Source organism: Methanolobus sp. ZRKC3 (assembly GCF_045291275.1).
GTDB lineage: Archaea > Halobacteriota > Methanosarcinia > Methanosarcinales > Methanosarcinaceae > Methanolobus.
Genome location: NZ_CP146982.1, coordinates 1,776,141 through 1,796,327, shown reverse-complemented (window position 1 = coordinate 1,796,327; position 20,187 = coordinate 1,776,141). Strand labels below are relative to the sequence as shown.

At 42.6% G+C, this 20,187-nt stretch carries 20 protein-coding genes and 1 pseudogene; 16 read left to right on the top strand and 5 right to left on the bottom strand.

Features of this window, described 5'->3' with window-relative positions:
• Positions 1–552: 552 nt before the first annotated feature.
• From V7O66_RS09085 to V7O66_RS09070, 4 genes are all read left to right on the top strand, one after another.
• The gene (locus V7O66_RS09085; protein ID WP_406659989.1) at positions 553–1,356 is read left to right on the top strand and encodes a 4Fe-4S dicluster domain-containing protein; all 804 of its coding nucleotides are present in this window, start codon (positions 553–555) and stop codon (positions 1,354–1,356) included.
• 96 nt (positions 1,357–1,452) lie between these two features.
• Positions 1,453–2,295: a nitroreductase family protein gene (locus V7O66_RS09080; RefSeq protein WP_406659988.1), complete on the top strand. Its 843-nt coding sequence runs from the start codon at positions 1,453–1,455 to the stop codon at positions 2,293–2,295.
• 254 nt (positions 2,296–2,549) lie between these two features.
• Positions 2,550–2,882 carry a PEF-CTERM sorting domain-containing protein gene (locus V7O66_RS09075; protein ID WP_406659987.1) on the top strand — a complete coding sequence of 111 codons (333 nt, stop codon included), beginning with the start codon at positions 2,550–2,552 and terminating at the stop codon, positions 2,880–2,882.
• Positions 2,883–2,949: 67 nt separating this feature from the next.
• Entirely contained in the window at positions 2,950–3,321 is a 372-nt protein-coding gene (locus V7O66_RS09070) for a hypothetical protein (protein ID WP_406659986.1), read from the top strand.
• 22 nt (positions 3,322–3,343) lie between these two features.
• On the opposite strand, the gene V7O66_RS09065 is transcribed toward V7O66_RS09070, so the two are convergent.
• Both V7O66_RS09065 and V7O66_RS09060 read right to left on the bottom strand, forming a co-directional pair.
• A complete protein-coding gene (locus V7O66_RS09065) occupies positions 3,344–3,859 on the bottom strand; it encodes a gamma carbonic anhydrase family protein (RefSeq protein ID WP_406659985.1) in 516 nt (171 codons plus the stop codon).
• A gap of 62 nt (positions 3,860–3,921) precedes the next feature.
• Entirely contained in the window at positions 3,922–4,776 is an 855-nt protein-coding gene (locus tag V7O66_RS09060) for a hypothetical protein (RefSeq protein ID WP_406659984.1), read from the bottom strand.
• 253 nt (positions 4,777–5,029) lie between these two features.
• On the opposite strand from V7O66_RS09060, the gene V7O66_RS09055 reads away from it, so the two are divergent.
• From V7O66_RS09055 to V7O66_RS09045, 3 genes are all read left to right on the top strand, one after another.
• On the top strand, positions 5,030–5,164 hold the full coding sequence (locus tag V7O66_RS09055) for a hypothetical protein (protein WP_406659983.1): 135 nt from the start codon (positions 5,030–5,032) through the stop codon (positions 5,162–5,164).
• A gap of 9 nt (positions 5,165–5,173) precedes the next feature.
• On the top strand, positions 5,174–5,299 hold the full coding sequence (locus tag V7O66_RS09050) for a hypothetical protein (protein ID WP_406659982.1): 126 nt from the start codon (positions 5,174–5,176) through the stop codon (positions 5,297–5,299).
• Between the two features lie 267 nt (positions 5,300–5,566).
• The gene (locus tag V7O66_RS09045) at positions 5,567–6,364 is read left to right on the top strand and encodes a helix-turn-helix transcriptional regulator (RefSeq protein WP_406659981.1); all 798 of its coding nucleotides are present in this window, start codon (positions 5,567–5,569) and stop codon (positions 6,362–6,364) included.
• A 525-nt stretch (positions 6,365–6,889) separates the two neighbouring features.
• Here V7O66_RS09045 and V7O66_RS09040 read toward each other — a convergent pair.
• Together V7O66_RS09040 and V7O66_RS09035 are read right to left on the bottom strand one after the other, a co-directional pair.
• Positions 6,890–9,526 (bottom strand): tetratricopeptide repeat protein, encoded by a 2,637-nt coding sequence (locus V7O66_RS09040; protein ID WP_406659980.1) that lies wholly within the window; start codon positions 9,524–9,526, stop codon positions 6,890–6,892.
• Between the two features lie 131 nt (positions 9,527–9,657).
• Positions 9,658–10,263: an IMPACT family protein gene (locus V7O66_RS09035; RefSeq protein WP_406659979.1), complete on the bottom strand. Its 606-nt coding sequence runs from the start codon at positions 10,261–10,263 to the stop codon at positions 9,658–9,660.
• 215 nt (positions 10,264–10,478) lie between these two features.
• Between V7O66_RS09035 and V7O66_RS09030 the strand changes: the two genes are divergently transcribed.
• The 9 genes and pseudogenes from V7O66_RS09030 (at position 10,479) to comE (ending at position 18,939) form a co-directional block, all read left to right on the top strand.
• Entirely contained in the window at positions 10,479–13,586 is a 3,108-nt protein-coding gene (locus V7O66_RS09030; RefSeq protein WP_406659978.1) for a tetratricopeptide repeat protein, read from the top strand.
• Between the two features lie 87 nt (positions 13,587–13,673).
• The gene (locus V7O66_RS09025; protein WP_406659977.1) at positions 13,674–14,321 is read left to right on the top strand and encodes an HAD family hydrolase; all 648 of its coding nucleotides are present in this window, start codon (positions 13,674–13,676) and stop codon (positions 14,319–14,321) included.
• A gap of 172 nt (positions 14,322–14,493) precedes the next feature.
• Complete coding sequence (locus tag V7O66_RS09020; RefSeq protein WP_406659976.1) at positions 14,494–15,750, top strand: cysteate synthase; 1,257 nt, start codon at positions 14,494–14,496, stop codon at positions 15,748–15,750.
• Entirely contained in the window at positions 15,747–16,511 is a 765-nt protein-coding gene (locus tag V7O66_RS09015; RefSeq protein ID WP_406659975.1) for an ATP-binding cassette domain-containing protein, read from the top strand. Before V7O66_RS09020 ends, V7O66_RS09015 begins: the two co-directional genes overlap by 4 nt.
• On the top strand, positions 16,508–17,206 hold the full coding sequence (locus V7O66_RS09010; protein ID WP_406659974.1) for a GTP-binding protein: 699 nt from the start codon (positions 16,508–16,510) through the stop codon (positions 17,204–17,206). Before V7O66_RS09015 ends, V7O66_RS09010 begins: the two co-directional genes overlap by 4 nt.
• Before the next feature lie 2 nt (positions 17,207–17,208).
• Positions 17,209–17,313: pseudogene (locus V7O66_RS09005) on the top strand ((Fe-S)-binding protein); the annotation flags it as partial.
• A gap of 84 nt (positions 17,314–17,397) precedes the next feature.
• Entirely contained in the window at positions 17,398–17,853 is a 456-nt protein-coding gene (locus tag V7O66_RS09000; RefSeq protein ID WP_406659973.1) for a hypothetical protein, read from the top strand.
• Complete coding sequence (gene comD / locus V7O66_RS08995) at positions 17,834–18,376, top strand: sulfopyruvate decarboxylase subunit alpha (protein WP_406659972.1); 543 nt, start codon at positions 17,834–17,836, stop codon at positions 18,374–18,376. The genes V7O66_RS09000 and comD overlap by 20 nt, the downstream gene beginning before the upstream one ends.
• Complete coding sequence (comE, locus tag V7O66_RS08990) at positions 18,373–18,939, top strand: sulfopyruvate decarboxylase subunit beta (protein WP_406659971.1); 567 nt, start codon at positions 18,373–18,375, stop codon at positions 18,937–18,939. Before comD ends, comE begins: the two co-directional genes overlap by 4 nt.
• On the opposite strand, the gene V7O66_RS08985 is transcribed toward comE, so the two are convergent.
• Entirely contained in the window at positions 18,902–20,185 is a 1,284-nt protein-coding gene (locus V7O66_RS08985; protein WP_406659970.1) for a methanogenesis marker 16 metalloprotein, read from the bottom strand. The two genes, comE and V7O66_RS08985, sit on opposite strands and share 38 nt — an antisense overlap.
• Between the last annotated feature and the right edge of the window lie 2 nt (positions 20,186–20,187).

The following is a 20,187-nucleotide window of genomic DNA, read 5'->3' as shown; positions in this document are numbered from 1 at the left end:
TTGTATGTTAGAATTTATAAGCTGATAAGGACCAAAGGTTCAGACGATTGTTCTAAAACAAACGTAAGGAACATAGTTACGTAACATAGTTACGTACCAACTATTTCCTAATTATTGACTTTCCACTTGCTTAATCAATGGTTCAGAACTGAAGATCATATCATATGTGAATGTCAGCCACAAAATGTATGTATTCGATAGCTTGTGATTTCTGCAACATGGCAAGTATGATAACCCTTAATGTTAGAAAGTAATCAAATTTGAAAATATTATTTAATATGTTTCACGATGTTGGAATACAATCATAATTTCATTTCATAGATGTTGATTTTGATGGGTTTATCTACAGAGCCTTTTTTCCAAAAAAGTCTATACGTAAAATAGGTATGGTCTAATCAAATGATGTTCAAGACCGCAAAAACTATTATTTCCTAGAGGATATTTTCTATTACAATTTCCGATTATCTATGCCGGCTGAAAGCTGATTTTTGCTTATTGATCCTTGGCTGGAAAAAGGGCTATTGTATTGTGTGTATGGAGCATGATTCACTTATGAATGGCAAACTGAAAACTGAGCTTCTGGAAAAATGCAGGGAGATGGAGATACCCCTGGTCGGTATAGCCAGTGTGAAGGATTGGGAAAAATCACCTTTTCATCCCTGGGTACCCGAGGAATTCCATCCTCAGTCCATATATCCGCAAGCAAGGTCGGTGCTTGTGATAGGTCTTCCAATAAGTCTTCCAGTGCTTGAGACAGCTCCATCCATATATTATCGTGAGCTCTACAAGACTGTGAACATCCTGTTGGACCAGTATGCATACCGACTCTCGAACTTCCTGAATGAAAGGGGCTATCCTTCAATTTTTGTTCCCAGGGATGGTTATGGTTCGGTTGAGGTATTGAAGGAAAATCCTGTCGCTTTCTTCTCACATAGGCATGCAGCCCTGCTTGCAGGACTCGGTAACTTCGGAGTGAACAATACGCTGCTGACGCCGGAATATGGTCCACGGGTGCGCTTTGCCTCTGTGTTCACCAGTGCGGAGCTACCTTCCGATTCCCTAATGGAAGATCTCCTGTGCACCCGCTGTATGCGCTGTGTCAATATGTGCCCCTCAAAGGCATTGGATACAAAAGATTATCCTGCCGGACTGACCGATAAGGATGCCTGTACATCTTACAGTATAGAGCTTAACAAACGCTACATATCCCCCTGTGGTATATGCATAAAGGTGTGTCCTGTGGGGTATGACCGGAAACATTACGGTCGGGAGGATGCATCTATATACTCACGCAAGGGTGACTTTCCGAACTATCATCGGGCATGGGAGCATGTGAGATCATACGGTGGAAAGTAATGCTCGCTCTTTGAATCAAATTCCAATGTTAATTTTATCTAAAGGTAGTTACATTTCAATCAGATAATCTTATTTTTCTGAAATTAAAAATAATCAATGGAAGTTCCTCCCATGCAAAAGATATCGATAGATGCTAAAGAATGTGTGCGATGCGGTATATGCGTCAATGTTTGTCCTGTGAACATAATCTCTCCCGGTAAGGAGTTAATGGACGTTCCATATATTGCTGAGGAAGCAGCTCTTTTTTGTTCAGAGTGTGGTAGCTGCGAGGTTCTTTGTGTAAAATCCTGTATCACTCCCCTCTTTGAGTCAAAATATGCAAACGTGGATGAATCAAATGATCCTGATATTGCCGGTGGGCAACTGGCTGCTTATATGGTGAAACGTCGCTCTGTTCGCAATTACAGCAATGGAAAGGTGGGTAGAGAAACTATCGAGTCCATCCTTGATGCTGTGCGTTTTGCTCCATCAGGGATGAACGGCCAGCCTGTACACTGGACCATTGTGCATGATACTGAAACTGTGAAAAAGCTAACAAGCCTTACAATCGACTGGATGAGGGAAGTGCAGGAAAGTGAGGAGCAACATCCCCTAAAGCCGTTCATGCCTTCTCTCATAGCTGCCTACGAAGCAGGCGGGGACCCCATATGCCGTGGTGCTCCTCATCTTGCCATAGCCCATGCTCCCCAGGACAATCCAATGGCATACACTGACTCCATCATTGCGCTTTCGTGGTTCGAGCTTGCATGTCCTGCCTTCGGACTCGGTGCATGCTGGGCAGGTTTTCTGAATATTGCTGCAAATTCATATCAGCCAATAATGGATGAACTTGATCTTCCAGAGGGGCATGTGGTTCAGCACGCAATGATGTTCGGTTATCCTCTGTATAAGATCTATAAGAATCCTGGAAGACTAGCTGCAAGAATTTCGTGGAAATAGAACTGATTTATGGGGCAGTTTATTCTGCCTGCTTTTTTTATTATTTTTTATAGTTCCATATAAATTTAAGTTAAATTATGCTGAAAATATGTATCAAGTGACGTTTTATTTTTAATATAATGCACTATATATTTATATGCGATAAGGGTGTTCACATCGCAAATCACAGAAATGGAAATCAGATTCCAATTCAGGTGCAGGACATGAACATTAAAAAAACGTATATTATTGCGCTGCTTTTTTTCTTATTCTCTATGTTATTTATGTCATCATACATACCTCACGAGTATGTTGCAACTCCTGAGAACATCTCGCATAATGAAACTGCTACCGCTCCTTTGATGTCTCCACCTGATGATATACCTGCAGAGAATGAACCTACAGAGAATGAACCTGGTTGGTGGAAACATACAGGGAAGAGTTCAGTCTCTTATGCAGGCGAAAGTTCTCATCAACCGGGTGACAATTCCGGGACAGAGGAGAAGGAAACATCCGATGGTCCTGAAGAGATACCGGAATTTCCCACAATGGCAGTCCCTGTACTGGTAGTTATGTCTCTCGCATTTGTATTCAGAAGAACGAACTAGTATTCATCAGAAACTGTTCATCTTATTTTGTAAGCACAGTTTTATTGCCCCGGGTCAATCTATTTCTATGATGGATGAAAGGGAGATATTTCTGAAACTCAAGTCGTTGCTCTCCTCTTATGTTCCACCGCTTGTGGTCATGGTGGATGAGGACAGGCGTTATGATGTCTATGGTAACAAAAGGGCAAAGATTGGAAAAAAGGAACATGAAAATGTATACTTTGCCTCGACCATAATCCAGAAGCATCATGTAGGGTTGTACTTTTTTCCTATATACACTCATCGTGACAGGTTTTCAGATCAGCCGGACAGTCTTATAAAACTGCTCAAGGGCAAGTCATGCTTCCATCTAAAGAAATACGATGAAGCAATATTTGCAGAAATCGAGGCTTTGCTTGACAAGGGCATCGATGTATACAGGGAAGAGGGCTGGGTATGATCTCAGCTATCTTCAAATAATATCACGATTTTTGAAGAGCCATGTGATCCTTTGTAAGCCCGACATATACAGCAGCATTCTCCTTGATGTCTTTGATATCCTGCTCCGTAGTCTCTCTTCTAACAGTACCCGGTACTCCTGTAATGACACTGTTGTCTGGGAATATCTTTCCAGGGGCTATCAGTGCATTGGCACCAACAATACAATTCTTTCCTATCTGTGCACCATCCAGTACAGTGGCGTTCATGCCGATAAGGGTATTATCTCCTATACTGCATCCATGTAGTACTGCTCCGTGACCAACGGTAACATCGTTGCCTATCTCCACTATCAGGGGAGGATCTGTGTGTATGACTGCATTGTCCTGTATGCTCGTTCTCTCGCCTATCTTGATCTGACCAACATCCCCGCGGATGACTGCACCATACCAGACACTTGAGTCTCTCTGGATTTCCACATCTCCTATCACATCAGCAGAATCCGCAACGAATGCGTCCTCTGATATCTGTGGTCCCTTCCCTTTGAACTCTATTATCATCGTTTCACCTGATCCTGTTCTATTTTCTCCATATAATATCCCAATCCCTATTAATTAAAGTTCTATTCAGTAAAGTTGCTGTCGGTTTTCTCATTTATTTTTTTATTCGACAGCATTCTGTATATGCCGATACCTGCCATGATGCCATACAGGATCGGGTAGTTCTGCCCGTATATGCTGTCGATGCTCAACAGAAACGCGATTCCCAGTGTAACAATTTGTGCCATTCTAACCCTTGTGGGGTCGAGCTTTTCTCCGGTCCTGTCCCCTACGCTTGTAATCTTCCCTGAGTCGATTATTACCGGCAGGAAGAGTATGACTGCAACAATAAATGAAATCATCTCAAACAAGGATATTTCAAGATCGATCCTACCACCTGCTGTGCTAAACAAATATGTGGATATGCCAGCCAGGATTATCCCCAGCGGCAGATGTAGCCTGTGAGCTTCGGAAAGTCTGCTGTCAAGGATCAATACAAGGGCTGTAAGCATGGCAAATATCCAGTTGTATTGCAGGCTTAGCAATATTCCCAGTATGAATATGATGAATGAATCTATTATTCCTGCCCTCATTCCTACAGACCTGTTCATGATACGCAACAATAGTAGTATCCATAACAGCGGTATCAAAGGCTGTATGCCCAAAAACAGGATGTTGAATATAGTAAATACAACGGCAACAAAAGAAGAATTATCATGATCAGGATCAAGTTCCCGGGCAATTGCCCATACTAAAAAGACCATCATTGCCGCTTTGAAACTTAGTAGTAGTGAAGTTTGTAGTGTGGTTTCAGATGTGAACTGCAAGAGCATTGAAAAGATCCCTGCAAGTAGTGTAAACACAATGATCTTGCGGGTGCCGGAATGTTTTATGTCAAGGGCACGACCAAGAGTTGTTAACCTGTAGGGATTTCGCATTAGCATTGTTAGTACTCTCTGATTTTAAAGAGTTCCGTTAAAACAATTATGTATGTGATTCCTTATTCGGATTCAATGACATTTTAAAATTCAAAGGCATTGTATTTTCAAACATTTTTTGAGTTTAAATCCCGATTTGTTTATATAGTATTACGTTAGATGATTAGCAGCGATGGGGTACTATACTTCTCCATCTTAATAATTGCAGGCAAAAGACTGTGGGAAGTCCTTTTGCATTTGCGGGGGTTATGTTATGAAAAAATTAGAAGAATGTCCAAAATGTAATGCAGAATTGCACGATGATGAGAATGTACAGGTTTGTGGGATATGCGGTTACTGGACCCGGAAGGGAACTGTAAGACTTGGTAGCATCGCTATACTTGCCTGAGGTGTGTTCATGAGTGAAGCAAATGTCAAATCATGTTCCCGCTGCGAAGCCGAACTTAAAAGACAGGTAATGGGAATCAATCTGTTATTCTACTGTCCAGTCTGTGGTTGTATGACATCTGATGCGTTCGCATAGATGTTATTCTCATTTTCTTTTTTAATTTTCCATACGCTCTAGTGTTCTGTATCCAGGCTTGCTATGCATTTTTTAAATTAATAATGGGATTCATGGGGCTCTATGTAGTAATCGTCCTAAAATCACTACTGTTAAGTAATAATAGGTCCAAAATATTATTAGGGGTAAATGGGCCAGAGGTGGACACAAGGGCTGAAGTAATTCCCATCTACTGGTAGGTATGGATATTGAAGCTTCAAAAATGGATATCTTTTATATTGGGGTACTATGGTCAAAAAATCAATCCTGGATGTAATATTCATGTCAGAAAAGAGGAAAAACCTTCTTTTACTTCTTGGAGAAGGTCCCCATGAGATGAATACCATCCTAAAGGAACTAAAGGTCAGCAGACAGTCTCTTCTTCCTCAGATAAAGATCCTGCATGAAAATAGACTCATCTATAAAAAGAGGGATGTTTACAGCCTGACCAGGATTGGTAAACTTATTGTAAGTGAAATGGTTCCGCTTACGAACACTCTGAAGGTTCTTGAGGATAACTATGAATACTGGACAACTCATGATTTTAGTGTCATACCAGAAGAAATGTTCACAAGGCTCAAAGAGCTGGGTCACTGTGATATGGTGGAGCCTGATCTTGATGATATGTTCGAACTGAATCAACTAAGCGTTGACAGGATGTTGAATTCCAAGTATGTACTGGCTGTTACAGCTTATTTACATCCTTCTCACCCTTCCATATTTTCCAGGTTCCTTGAACAGGGAAAGGAAGTTGTCATAATCATGAGTGAACAGTCCTTCAAAAAGTTAAGGGCCGATTATCACGATGAGGTGGAGAAATTCATCAAGGGTGAGCTCACAAATATCTACATATACTGTGATGAATTGAAGCTGGCATCCTTTGTGACTACCGATAATTTCATGCTACTCTGCCTTTTCAACAATGAAGGCAGGTATGATCATCGTGACCTCATATTTTGCTCTGAAAATGCGATCCATTGGGGAAAGGACCTGTTTGAGCACTTCAAGGAGAATTCAAGACTTGTGACTGAAAGCTGGCCTGAATAGAATTTCTATATCAGCTGGCAAAAGCAAATATAGAAGAACACTTATTCCCTGGGCTTAAGCCAGGGTATCCTTCATTTTATTTATTTATGTTCTGGTCATTATTTTCTTATATTTTACTTAGCAAGCAGAGTCATCATTATGATGATAATAATATAGTTTTGTATAGATATTTTTATATATTATGTCCAAATACTATGAATTGCAGTTACGCACTCTGAATATTCAGATGCACTGCAATGACCAATATCATATTAGTGGTATGATATGTAGCTTATCAGAAACCCGTCAATATAAAGACGTATTTAGCAAAAAAGAAAATGGACAAAAAAGGGTACTCTCTCCCCTCAAGTATCTCCTGAAAAACTTTTTGTCCAGTTTCCTTTTGCTAAATGGAGTATGAGCAATTCAGGTGGAGTATAAGTTGGTCTTAGATCCATGCTGGCACTGTCGGTATGGATTGGGTTATTGTCAATAAAAAAGGATTACAAAACTTCCGTCAAAAATGGTTTGTTTTGAGTGGTAAAGTCAATTACCACTCAAACTTCTCGCTTTTTCATACATCCATTCTGCGTCATCTTTTCTTCCCATATTCTCAAGTATGTATCCGAGATTATTCAGGGTAGCTGCGACGTTTTCCAGATGATATTGGTTTTCCGGCTCGAGATCCATTAAGTTGGCGTATACTCTCAATGCTTTCTCATAAACTGGTTTTGCTTCTTCGATCTGTCCTTCTTCAAGTAACAGGTATCCGATATTTCCCAGAATATGCGCTATATTTTGCTGGTATGAAATGCTGTTTTCATCGTCCTCTAACAAAATTTCATACATTTGCAGGGCTGTCTCATATGTTTGCTTTGCATCAATAACTTCACCTATCTCTGTTAGCAGGGAAGCCAGGCGTGCTTTGCTTAGTGCCAGGTTATTCTGATATTTCAGATTTGTAGGCTCTAGTTCCAAGAGGTTACTATATGCACGGCCAACAAGTTTGTAATTTGCTGCCGCACTTTCGACTAAACCACTGTTTTCCATAAGTTCAGCCATATTCCAGAGAGTATCTGCTTTTGCGCTAAGGATGGATATGTTCGCAGGATCCAATTCTATGAATCTGTCATATTTACTGAGCAAAAGTCCATAATAATCTATCTTTTCATCAGTATTTTCTTTTGCTTCTATGTCCATTTTGAATTTATCAAGTGTCCTTACTGCTTTCGAACGGTAAAATGAGTTATTTGGTTCGATCTCAAGCAATTCACAGTATATGTCCAGAGCTTTTTCCGGCTTGTTATTATCCAACATGACGTTTGCCAGTTGCTCCTTGAGATTCAGGACTTTTGCCGGATAATCCTGATTTTCAGGTTCGGCTCCAATAAGTTCCCCGTACACTGCCAGTATTTCAGCATACTTTCCAATCAGGTCCTCGAATTTTCCTTTTTCTTCTGCAAGATCAATGACGATCCTGTCAAGGCTACTCTCAAGTTTATCCCTGTACTTCTTCTGTGAAGGCTGCATCCTGAAAAGTTTCAGGTAAATATCAAGTGATTCATGTATTTGACCTGTTTGTGAATGCAGTTCTCCAGTTTTCAGGAGAATGGACTGGACCTTAAGTGCATGTTCCGCAGATTCAGGGTCTGAATTGCGGATTCTTTCATATGCTTTCTCCGCATATTGAAGATTTTTGAGGGCATCTTCATATTGGCCATTTTCTGCAAGTATATTCCCGTTCTCTTCAAAGAGAATGGCTTCTTCCAGGTCAGTCAAATTATCATTTGTGCTCTCATGAGTCTGGAGCTCTTTGAGGATAAGCTGGTTTACCTTTAATGTCCACTCTTTACCTTCATTCTCTTTTCCAATAATTTCCAGGTCAGTGATCATTGATTTTACAGCAGACTGGTACGATGGATTGGAAGGCTCATTTTCAAATTCATTAAAGACTATTCCAATGGCTCTGGTCATGTCTGAAACTGCCTCGTCCAATCTTCCGATATCTGCCAGTATCATTCCACGAACATTTAGTGAGAATGCCATCCTGAGTTTATGAGAAACATTGCTTGGGTCAGCGGTAATTAAGCACTCAGATAATTTCAGTATGGTATCATAATCATCAATTTTCCTGTTGGCATCAGCTTCCCTGTCGCTGAGTCGGATAAGATCTTCAAGAATAGCTTCTGCCTTAGGGATGTATTTCGGGTCGAATTTACCAGGTCCCAGCAGTATCATAATGATCTGTACTGCTTTTGCCATCTCTTCCTTTGCAGCAAGCGTTTCTCCCTCTTTATCAAGGCAGGCAGCATAGCTGCTGCGGGCAGAGGCCATTTCATACATAAGAGATACATTATCCTCATCTGAGAGTGCATTCAATAAATCGATAATTTCTTCGAGTATGACCTTTGCTTTTCCTTCCTCTTCATTTCTTAAGAGTAGTTTCGCATATGTGCCGAGGGTGGATGCAAGTCTCTGTTTGTAATATTGATCAGCAGGATCATCACTGATCATAGCCCTATAAATGTTGGCAAGTTCTTCGTATTTATCTTTCGTGCCCTCAAGGTCATTTTCGCTGTCCTGGGCATTTAAGAGGTTTTCCAGAACAGTCACTTTATCGAATGTTGAATCATTATCACTATTATCATTAACTTCCAGTTTATCCATGATGAGCAACGCTTTATCAAAGTTCTTTTTTGCGTCCTCATTTTCACCCAATTCTGCCAGGAAAGCGCCAAAGTTATTCAGAGTGGAAACTGCATTTGCCATGTCTTTTTTGTTTGAGCTCTCTTTTTTTAGTATTATTTCTTCATAACCGGCAATGGATCTCTTGTATTTGTCCTTTGCCTCCTCCATATTCCCTTTCAGTTCCAGAATTGAAGCCATGTTGCTGAACATACCGGCAAGCTGCCCTTTATCCATATAGGATGGCACTCCATTCTCGCTGATCGTATCAAGTGCTTGATAATACCGTTCAAGTGCTTCATTTTCCAGACCATTGGAGTACAATAGGTCCGCATAGGTTTGCAGTACACTTGCAAGTATCTCCGGTGAATTGGATTCTTTTGCATGCATCTCTGCCTCTGAAAGGGCATGCTGTGCATCTTCGTAGTTGCCTTTTTCGATCAGTGACACCCCTTTGTTCAGGTGTCTGACTGCCATATCTCTTGCTCTTTTGGACATAGGTGACGTTTCTCGGAATTTTTATAGAATATAACAATAAAAAAACATAGTCATAGTATTTATTTTATGGCTATTATTTATTCAAAAAAGCAAACTTATGGCATTGTAAATAAAAAAAAAGTAACAGTATATCATGAGCATATTTCAATCTTGACTTTATTTTTTGTAAGGTCTATCAGCCGCGCTTCAAAACTATCCTTCTTGTCAAGATCCATATCCACTCTGAAACTGACCTTATCTGAAAAGATCTCTTCCTGTATTTCCCCGTAACTCAATGCAAGCCTTTTGACCTTTTCAAGATCATGGTAGCTGAACTTTATGCAAAAGACCACTTTTTCAGAGATCATCACACATCCTGCATCTTCAATAGCTTCAATTGCTGTTTCTCTGTAAGCTTTTGCAAGTCCGCCAAAACCCAGCTTGATACCACCAAAATATCGAGTCACCACAACAACAGCATTGCTTATATTTTTCATTTCCAGCACTTTGTAGATGGGTTTTCCTGAACTACCCGCGGGTTCCCCATCATCATCATACTTAATAGCCAGAACATTCTTGCTTTTTACGACATAAGCGGATACATTATGATTCGCATCCTTGTGCTTGTCCTTTATTCTTTGTATGAACTCATTCGCTTCTTTTTCGTCGCTGACAGGACTTGCATATCCTATGAAGGCTGAGTTTCGATATTCTTTATGTGATCTGCCGGATGCACTCAATGTTGTATATACTTCCAAAATACGTCCCCGCTCTGTTCATCAATGTGATTCAAATTAATATATTTAGTATCATATTCTTAGTTACTGGTATATATGTGAAAGTCAATTCATATATTTGGGAGCATAATCATTCCGTTAGATATAATCATTAGCTGACAGGTTGTCCTATGATACAAAAAAAGTCATATTCAGGGTTAATATTTTTTATATTGGTCGTAAGTCTGCTTATTCCTTTGGTCGATAGTGCAGGCAACGAAGCAAAGGACTTTAACTCAATTGCCGTCTCTTTTACGAAGAACGGCAGCTTTGATGAAGCTCTGGTCAATTATGATATGGCTCTGGACATTGATCCCGATTATGTACAAGCTCTTGATAATAAGGGGTCTACCTTGATACTTATGGGCAATTATGCTGCTGCTGAACAAATATATGATGATCTGCTTGTAATGTACCCTGCTTCTTCAGTTGCCCATTTCAAAAAAGGTTTGATCTTATCTGCAAAAGGTGATCACGAAAGTGCACTTCTGCTTTACAACAGCTCACTGGAGCTGGTTAAGAACAGCAGTAATACTGATTACGAGCCTTATTTTGATATTGGAAGCCTGCAGATAGAAAGTTTGCAAGATTCTCGTGACAGCACTTTTTATGAGTTTAACACAAGAGAAGCAACTATATTGTATCACAAGGCAAAAGCTTTCGAATCTCTTGGCAGGTTCAATGATTCCTTGTATTACTATGAGCAAATTCTCACGCTAACCTCAGATTACACTCAAAACCTGATACTGTATGCTTCCCAGCTCTACGAAGTTGGTGAATATGAAAATTCCATCTCTATATATGACATTGTACTTGAGATCGAGCCGGATAATGCTGAAATATGGTATCAAAGAGGTCTTGCGTACGATTCACTGAATGATTATGAAAATGCCAGTATTTCTTATGGTCGTGCAATAAAAATAGACCCTGGACATGAAAAAGCACTTTTCAACAAAGCATTAGATCACGAAAAGCTTGGGGATTTTGAAATCGTTGTTCTTTATTATAACCAAATGCTTTCTCTTGATGCCTATAATGTTGATGCATGGTATAGGATGGGTCTGGCCTATGAGGAATTAGGCAATTATCAGTCTGCTCTCAAGGCTTATGACCAGGTTTTGATCTATGACCCACAAAATGGTGAAGTCTGGTCAAAGAAGGGTTACATGCTGGATATGCTTGGTCGCTATGCCGAGGCAATCCAGGCATATGATCATGCTCTTCAATTTGACCCTGAAAATGTTGCTGAAATTTCAAACTCTGTGGATCAGAGCAATCCATTCATTTCAGGCGTTGATCTTTTGGCATGTTATGCTGATGCCCCGGAATTTGTTTCGGAATCTGCAAGTATATGGTACAATAAGGGAATCGCTTTCCACAGACTTGGAAGGCATGAGGACGAGGTTATTTCTTACGACAAGGTATTGGATCTGGAGCCTGAATTTGCGGTAGTCTGGTACAAGAAAGCCCTCTCTCTGGATGAACTGGGGAGATATGATGAAGCAATTGAATGTTATTCAAAAGCCCTGGATATTGATTCATCGTGCGCAGCTGTATGGTACTTGAAGGGTATGGCACATGACAATCTTGGTGAATATAATGATGCCCAGAAAGCTTATTCACGGGCTGTAAAACAGGATTCGAATTTCACTGCTGCTCTGTATAACAAGGCTGTGGACCTTGACAGGCTTGAAAGATATGAGGATGCAGTTGATAGTTATGATAGAATTCTTGAATCCAATCCCGGATCAACAGATGTGTGGTTTAGAAAAGCAACATCTCTGGACAATTTAGGAAAGTATGAGGAAGCAATAACATCTTATCAGGAAGTTCTCCGACAGAACCCCGGTCATGCAGCTGCCAGATTCCAGATGAAAAATGATATGAAATTGCTGGAAAAGAACAATCTTCAAAGTTCTGCCTTCACAGGCAGGATGGACGATGTGGGCTTGTTTGAGAAATTGGATGCTGATCCTCTGATCTCAAGTGCCTTTGTGTGGTATGATGATACGCCGCTTACCTTTGTATCTGCTTTTGACAACTCTGCGGATAGAACGGAAATACTTGGTCTTCAGATAGGTTATGATAATGTGTGGGTCGGGAGAGGTAATTCTCTGAGTAAAATGGACATGCACGAAGAGGCTATTGTGTCCTATGACCGGGCAATACTTCTTGATGCCAATTCCAGTTCGGCCTGGGCAGGTAAAGGTTCATCTCTTGATATGCTTGGCATATATGGTGAAGCAATAAAATATTATTCTCAGGCGGTGTTGCTTAGCCCCGATGATACTGGCATATGGTATCGTAAAGGTCTGGCACATTACAATAACGGTGAAGACAAACTTGCAATAGATTCCTATGATCATGTGCTGGCAAGCAAGCCGGATGATGTTACAGTTTTGTATTCAAGAGCACTTTCAAGTGACAGACTCGGGCTGTATGATCAGTCGATCGAGTCATATGATGTGATCCTGTCCAGGGATTCCCAGAACACGGATGCCTGGTTCAGGAGAGGATATGCAAGTTATCAGCTTTTCAGATATGATGATTCAATGGAATCCTTCGATCACGTTCTGATGTATGACCCGCTGAATGTTGAAGCTCTTGGATTCCAGAGTGCAGCCTCTGAGAAGTTGGGCAACTATGCTGATGCGGTGGATTACTATGATCGTATACTTGAGATCGACCCGATGAACAGTAATGCAATGTTCAAAAAAGGTGCCGCATATGTGGAACTCCAGGACTATGAAAAAGCAATTTCCACTTATGATGGGATCCTTCAAATGGAGCCGGATAATGTAAGAGCTCTGAACAGTAAGGGATTTGCTTATTATCTTATGGGTGATGTGGCAGCAGCTTCGAGTACATTTGACAGAAGTATTGTCATCGATCCTCAGGATGCATCTGCATGGTATCATAAGGGTATGCTTTCCTATCTGCTTAGCAGTCAGTCTGCTTCTGTAGATTATTACGAAAAAGCACTGGAACTGGATCCCTCATGTGTAACAGCATGGTACAACAGAGGCTTTATACTGAACATCCTGGGAGACGTTGATGGAGCCATCGCGAGTTATGATCGGGCACTGGCACTTGATCCGGATTCGCCATCTATTCTTTACAACAAGGAATTTGCCCTGTATCGTGTTGGTAAACATGTGACAGCAGCAAGTATACGCGAGAACTTAGATTCCATTGACCCGGGTTTTGTAGAATCCCTTGACGACAGGGGCACGAAGTTCTTCCTGCCTTCAAGTTACAGTGACACACTGGACTATAGCTTGCCTGAACGGTGGTATAAAGCGTAATAGTGTTTTAACAGGATGATGTGTTCTTTACATTCGAGTGGATAAAGAACACAAGCTTTATTGTAGATGGTCCCATTAGCGTAGCATATGATAAGTTCACTTATCTTTGACATGGATGGCGTATTGCTGGATTCGATGCCTTATCATGCAGATGCATGGGTACAGGTTTCAGGCGAATGGGGAGTACAGGTAACCCATAACGACATCTATGAGATCGAAGGTGCCAATCATATTCTTGGTCTGCAATGGCTGTTCCAGAGAGCTGGAAAAGAACTTGAACCGGAGTATTACGAAGCGATATTGGATCGTAAGATAGAGATATTTTCCAAAATTGCCGATGTGAGGCCATTTGAAGGTATTCTTGAATGCCTTGGACGCCTGAAAGGCAAGTTCAATCTCTCAGTTGTAACAGGTTCTGAAAGGTCGACCGTAGAATCCCTGCTCAATGAATTCTTTCCCGACGTTTTCGATGTAGTTGTCTGTGGTGATGATGTGGAGCACGGTAAGCCCTTCCCTGATCCATATCTCAAGGCAGTGGAGCTTCTTGGGGTCACGGTAGATGAGTGCATAGTGATAGAGAATGCCCCAATGGGTGTGGAAGCTGCAAAAGGTGCGGGTATATTTTGTGTGGGTGTGCCGACATACGTGTCCCCGGACAAATTATCCAAAGCTGATGTTGTTCTGACTGATCATGAATTCCTTCCGGATTATCTCCTGAAACTCCTAAACTCCTGATTATTAAGGATTCATATTTTTATTCCTGTATATTATCTTTTTAATATTCCGGAAAAAATTATAATCAGTTAATGCCCCCAAATGTGCTATTTCTCTATATAAAATATCTGTTTGGGGCAAATATTGGCTTAAAAAGGGAAACTTTTATTACTGCTTTTTCCTACATTTGGACATGAGTAAATACATTGTCAAATGCTTACAATGCGGGGATATTCATGATCCATATTCCATGAGTTGTAAAAACAATGACGAATCCCTTCTGCGTACTGAATATTCAGCAAAGCAGCTGATGATTTCGGATATGCCCGGTATATGGAGATTCTATGACTGGCTGCCGGTCAATGGGATCATAGAGGAAGGTTCCGGCAAAACAGCAACTTACAGAAGTAAGGCTTTTGCAGCTGAACTGGGCCTTGATGATCTGTGGATATCCTTCAATGGCTACTGGCCTGAAAAAGGAGCAGACCTGATGACCTGCACATTCAAGGACCTCGAGTCTTTTCCTACCGTGCAACGCTTGAAGGAGCTTGAGGAAACTCGTGTATTGGTGGTGGCATCTGCGGGCAATACTGCAAGAGCGTTTGCTAATGCATGTAGCATCACAGGACAGCCATTGCTTCTCGTGGTTCCAAAGACAAGCTTACACAGGCTCTGGACCATTCAGGATGACAGTTCATCCATATGTCTTGTGGCAGTTGAAGGGGATTATTTTGATGCCATTGCACTGGCAGGGAAAATTGCTGCAAGAGATGGTTTTGTCAATGAGGGCGGGGCAAAGAACGTTGCAAGAAGAGATGGAATGGGCACCGTGATGCTGGATGCGGTTCTGACCTCTGGAAAGTTATTTGATCATTATTTCCAGGCTGTGGGAAGTGGCACCGGGGGAATTTCTGCATGGGAAGCATCCATGCGCCTTGTTGATGATGGCAGGTTTGGTTCAAAGGTCCCACGCTTACATCTGGGGCAGAGTCTTCCATGCGCTCCCCTCTATTCCCTCTGGAATGATGTTGATAAGGTTTCGGCTTCGTGTCCTGAAGGGATGTATGATGATGTACTCTTTAACAGGAAACCTCCTTACGGGCTTACTGGCGGCGTGAAGGATGCTCTTGATGCTACAAATGGTACCATGTATGCAGTAATTAATGAAGAGGCATCCAGTGCACAATCATTATTCGAAAAAACCGAGGGAATTGACATAAACCCAGCTGCGGCTGTGGCAGTGGCTTCACTGATACAGGCAGTGGAAGCCGGGAATGTGAAACCTGGTGACAGTATAGTATTGAACATCACCGGCGGTGGGCAAAAACGTCTGATGCAGGATTACCAGACAAAACAACTGATTCCCTCCCTGGAGGTCTCAGCAGATGATCCAAAGGCAGAAGAACTGATCGTTGAGAAAGCAGCAGAAGTATTTGGTATGAATATATGAGCGAAGAACTCACTCTTACAATTCTCGGTGGCGTGGACAAGGATGGTGTCTCCGAACCAATAAGGTCTGTAGAGGTAAGCAAAGGAGAGATCGTAGGTATCGTAGGCCCTACCGGCTCAGGTAAAAGTACGCTGATCGATGATATTGAACAGCTTGCACAGGGCGATACATCAACTGGCAGATCCATTCTTATCAACGGAGAAAAACCTGATGCACGCACCCGTGTTGATCCCAGAAAGAAGCTTGTGGCACAATTATCTCAGAACATGCATTTTCTGGCGGACATGAACGTTGAGGATTTTCTGCAAATGCACGCACGCAGCAGAGGGAAGGACGAAGGACTTGCAGAGAAGGTAATAGAGCTTGCAAATACCCTTACCGGAGAGCCAATAGCTCCCCACCACCCTCTTACAGTTCTCAGTGGCGGGCAATCCAGGTCGCTCATGACTGCGGATATTGCAGTTATCAGTGATTCTCCGGTAGTGCTAATTGATGAAATAGAGAATGCTGGTATCAAAAAACAGGAAGCTCTTGAGTTGCTGGCTGGTGAAGGAAAGATCGTTGTAGTTGTAACCCATGATCCTGTGCTGGCTCTGATGGCATCTCGCAGGATAGTCATTCGCAATGGTGCTATGGTGGACATTATCACCACAAGTCCCGATGAGCAGGATGTCTGTAATAAGATCGCTGAGGTTGATAACTGGCTTATGTCCCTGAGGGAGACCATCCGCAGGGGCGATCTTGTGGAGGATGTAGCATGAAATTGGTAGTACTTGCAGGAACACCCGGCTCCGGGAAAACATCGGTTTTACTCCATACCATTAAGGCTCTTGTAAGGGATGGTAAGAAACCGGCAGTTGTGAAAGTTGACTGTCTCTGGACAGACGATGACCAGCGATTTGGAAAGCTGAATATTCCGGTGCGTGTTGGACTTGCCAAGGATATGTGTCCTGACCATTTTACGATCTACAATACTGAGGAGATGCTGGAATGGGCTGAAGATGAAGGTGCGGATGTGCTCCTGAATGAGACTGCAGGTCTCTGCCTGCGCTGCGCCCCATATCCGGATGAATGTCTTGCAGTCTGTGTGATCGATGTTACCACCGGTCCGAACACTCCTCTGAAAGTAGGTCCTCTGCTTACTACTGCCGATATAGTTGTCATGACAAAGGGTGATATCGTATCTCAGGCAGAAAGAGAGGTTTTCAGGGAAAGGGTGCTCGATGTAAACCCGGATTGTATGGTTGTGGAAGCTAATGGTCTTACAGGCAAAGGTTCCTCTGAGCTTGCTGAGCTTATTGAGTCCGGTCCTGATGTTTGTGATAACATGGTTCTGCGCTACAACCCTCCACTTGCGATATGTTCTCTCTGTACAGGGGAAACCCGCGTTGCACGTAAGCATCACATGGGTGTCCTCAGGCAGATAGATGGCTTCATGGAGTACAAGGGGGAGTAAAACTGGATGAGATCGTAAAGCTCCTGCCTGGCTATAATTGTGGAAGCTGTGGCTTCAAGCGCTGTGCTGATTTTGCCGCAGAGCTGAAAGACTCTGAAACTCTTAGGAAATGTCCATTTCTGTTAAGGGATCAGTTTAAAGAGAACCTGGATAAACTATCATCTCTGCTGAAAAAAGATAATCCGGATTATGTGGGTCAGGAAGAGGAGATCATAGGGGTCATAGATGGCCTGAATGCAGATTTCATGCTAGCTCCGCTTAAAAATGAGTCTTCCTGCAGGGAAGAGATCCATCCATTTGATGGCTCGATCCCGATAGAAGTAGGTGACTATCTACGCTACAGGCCATTGGCATGTCCGGTAATACATTTTGCTAAAGTCATTGATATTTCTCCAGGCATATACACAATTCATCTTGTAGGTCCGTTGCATCGGCTGGGTCAGGATGATTTCCAGTTCAAGGATGTGGGTCTTGCGATGATACTTGCCTTTGAGGGTATAGTTTCAAAGGGTAAGCTTCCAAAGGTAGGGCAGACTGTGAAATTCATTCCTGAATATTGCATGATGCAAAAGGTCCACGCAGGTATGGTTGTGGGGGTCGAGGGAAAGAAAGTTCGTATAGAAGGTATTGATCTTAAAGTGTGGTGATGTCATTTCAGAAATAGATCCTGTCTCAACAACCGAAGCAGTATTCAAAGGTATTATGGATGCTGGAATTGATTTTGTCGTGAGCGTTCCCTGCGCCAACCTCAAGGAATTGATACCCATGGTGGATGAGGAGGCTTCCATCATCCATGTACCTGTGACCCGGGAGGAGGAAGGTGTGGGTGTATGCGCAGGTGCTTATATGGGTGGCAAAAGAACAGCGATGCTCATGCAGAATTCAGGACTTGGCAATTCTATCAATGCTCTTTCTTCGCTAAACCTGCTCTATGGTATCCCTCTGGTTATGGTCATAAGTCATCGTGGAGTCGAGGGTGAGCCAATATGTGCTCAGGTGCCAATGGGTGAACTTACCGCCCCACTTCTGGATACACTAGGTATTCCATATTATCTTCCGGTTTCAAAAGATGATTCTATAAAGGCGGTTCCTGCTGCCTGGGCAAGGGCTGTTGAGGAGAAAAGACCCGTGGCAATTCTACTTCCAATACCTTTCTGGAGGCCAGCATGAAGCGAATTGACGCCATTGTTGAGGTAGCTGCTAAAGCAAAGGATTCAGATGCTCTTCTGATCGCCAATATTGGTATTCCCTGCAAGGAACTATACAGTTTATGCGATATGCCTAACAATTTCTATATGCTGGGTTCCATGGGGCTGGCATCTTCCATAGGGCTTGGTGTGGCACTATCCCGACCAGATCGGAAAGTCATAGCAATCGAGGGGGATGGCTCTGTTCTTATGAACATGGGTTCCCTTGCGACCATCGCTTCCCAGTCCCCGGATAATTACCTGCTTGTAATTATTGACAATGGAGCTTATGGTTCCACGGGTAACCAGCCAACTGCCACTTCAAAGGTAACTGATCTTGCAAAGGTTGCAGAAGGTGCTGGAAATGAGGTATTCGAGGCAGATAGCTCTCAAAGTCTGCGTCAGGTCCTAAAAGAAATAGACAACGGCGTAGTGGTGGTCAGGGCACAACCGGGTAATGCGGATGTTCCGGTAATCAAGATGTGCCCGGATGAAATAATGGGTAGGTTTATGGCTGAATCTTCTCGACCATCGCGGTCAGTTTGAAGGAGCCGCCAATTATATCCTTCTTCATTTTTTCGGCCATCTTCAGAGCTCTTTTCCGGTCAGACTGCCTGAGTACAATAGGAACTTCCTGCACTTCTCCATCTTTTTCCACCTTGACTGTTCCAAGTTCTGCAGTGAACACGTTTCCAGGGCAGGTCTTGGTGCAGAGTCCGCAGTTGAAGCACAGTTGCCTGTCCAGCACCAGTTTTTCGTATTTGTAGTATATGGCATCCATGGGGCACTTTTCAATGGCCTTGCATTCATTGCAGTCCAGACATGCGGATGGATCGAATTTCACCGAAAGATCAACATCTTCCCAGGCATCTGCATAGCTGCTGGTGTATAAGGGTACTCTCTTGTCCACATCCATTATTGACATGGGTGTTTCCCTGTCCAGTTTCATTATGGCATCAAGTATCGATTGGTTAAGTACCGGGATGGGGACTGCCCAGGATGCTATGCACTCCGGCCCTGCAGACGTTGAAAAACCTCCCATGAGCTGTGGATCCATCTTATGCATATCAGCAACACCTATCAGATTTGGTTTTTCAGGGCTGCTGCGTGTGCCCTCTCCTATGACAAATCCTTCTGCACCGTTCATAAGGACTCGTGTCCCAATACCGATTGTCTGCAACTGAGGGTCGTTTTTCACCGGATTTATCTGTCCGCATCCGGAAAGGGTTGCAGTTTCCATGTTTGGTTCAAAAGAGTCTGCATGGAATATGGTATTGATAGGAGCTTTCGAGCAGTTCACAAAAGCTGCATAGTTCTTGAAAGTGTGCCTTGTGGAATAAAGTCTGGCGTATGGTATCTCTTTCAGTGTGATCTCGCTCTGGAACGCATCGTTCTCATTGGTAATGACCGACACATCTATTGTCTTTTCTTCCACCATGTCCCTGAAAAGATGGCCAGCTCCATATCCATGCCTCAGGCTGGAATGGGCTGTTCCGAAAACCATCAGGTCAAGCATACCAAGGCTCTCATTCGGGCATGGTCCTACATGGGCGGGCACCCCGTTGAGGAATACTTTTGATGCTCTTGTAAAATGGAAAGGTGCCTTTGCAGGAAAAGAGAGTATTGCATATGTTCCGCTCATGATCGCCCTGGTGGCTGTGGTGACAACATCAACGTCCTTGATGCTTATTTCCTCACCTTTATCAACAAGTTCGCAGATTTCCTGGGATGTCATTACAACAGCATCATTGCTGTCAACTTTTTTCCGGATATCATCAATAGAGCGTTCCATAA

Excerpts from the sequence above, each read along its gene's own strand:
- V7O66_RS09085 (WP_406659989.1), top strand. The coding sequence starts at position 553 with ATGAATGGCAAACTGAAAACTGAGCTTCTGGAAAAATGCAGGGAGATG.
- V7O66_RS09080 (WP_406659988.1), top strand. The coding sequence starts at position 1,453 with ATGGAAGTTCCTCCCATGCAAAAGATATCGATAGATGCTAAAGAATGT.
- V7O66_RS09075 (WP_406659987.1), top strand. The coding sequence starts at position 2,550 with ATGTTATTTATGTCATCATACATACCTCACGAGTATGTTGCAACTCCT.
- V7O66_RS09070 (WP_406659986.1), top strand. The coding sequence starts at position 2,950 with ATGATGGATGAAAGGGAGATATTTCTGAAACTCAAGTCGTTGCTCTCC.
- V7O66_RS09065 (WP_406659985.1), bottom strand. The coding sequence starts at position 3,859 with ATGATAATAGAGTTCAAAGGGAAGGGACCACAGATATCAGAGGACGCA.
- V7O66_RS09060 (WP_406659984.1), bottom strand. The coding sequence starts at position 4,776 with ATGCGAAATCCCTACAGGTTAACAACTCTTGGTCGTGCCCTTGACATA.
- V7O66_RS09055 (WP_406659983.1), top strand. The coding sequence starts at position 5,030 with ATGAAAAAATTAGAAGAATGTCCAAAATGTAATGCAGAATTGCACGAT.
- V7O66_RS09050 (WP_406659982.1), top strand. The coding sequence starts at position 5,174 with ATGAGTGAAGCAAATGTCAAATCATGTTCCCGCTGCGAAGCCGAACTT.
- V7O66_RS09045 (WP_406659981.1), top strand. The coding sequence starts at position 5,567 with ATGGTCAAAAAATCAATCCTGGATGTAATATTCATGTCAGAAAAGAGG.
- V7O66_RS09040 (WP_406659980.1), bottom strand. The coding sequence starts at position 9,526 with ATGTCCAAAAGAGCAAGAGATATGGCAGTCAGACACCTGAACAAAGGG.
- V7O66_RS09025 (WP_406659977.1), top strand. The coding sequence starts at position 13,674 with ATGATAAGTTCACTTATCTTTGACATGGATGGCGTATTGCTGGATTCG.
- V7O66_RS09020 (WP_406659976.1), top strand. The coding sequence starts at position 14,494 with ATGAGTAAATACATTGTCAAATGCTTACAATGCGGGGATATTCATGAT.
- V7O66_RS09015 (WP_406659975.1), top strand. The coding sequence starts at position 15,747 with ATGAGCGAAGAACTCACTCTTACAATTCTCGGTGGCGTGGACAAGGAT.
- V7O66_RS09010 (WP_406659974.1), top strand. The coding sequence starts at position 16,508 with ATGAAATTGGTAGTACTTGCAGGAACACCCGGCTCCGGGAAAACATCG.
- comE (WP_406659971.1), top strand. The coding sequence starts at position 18,373 with ATGAAGCGAATTGACGCCATTGTTGAGGTAGCTGCTAAAGCAAAGGAT.
- V7O66_RS08985 (WP_406659970.1), bottom strand. The coding sequence starts at position 20,185 with ATGGAACGCTCTATTGATGATATCCGGAAAAAAGTTGACAGCAATGAT.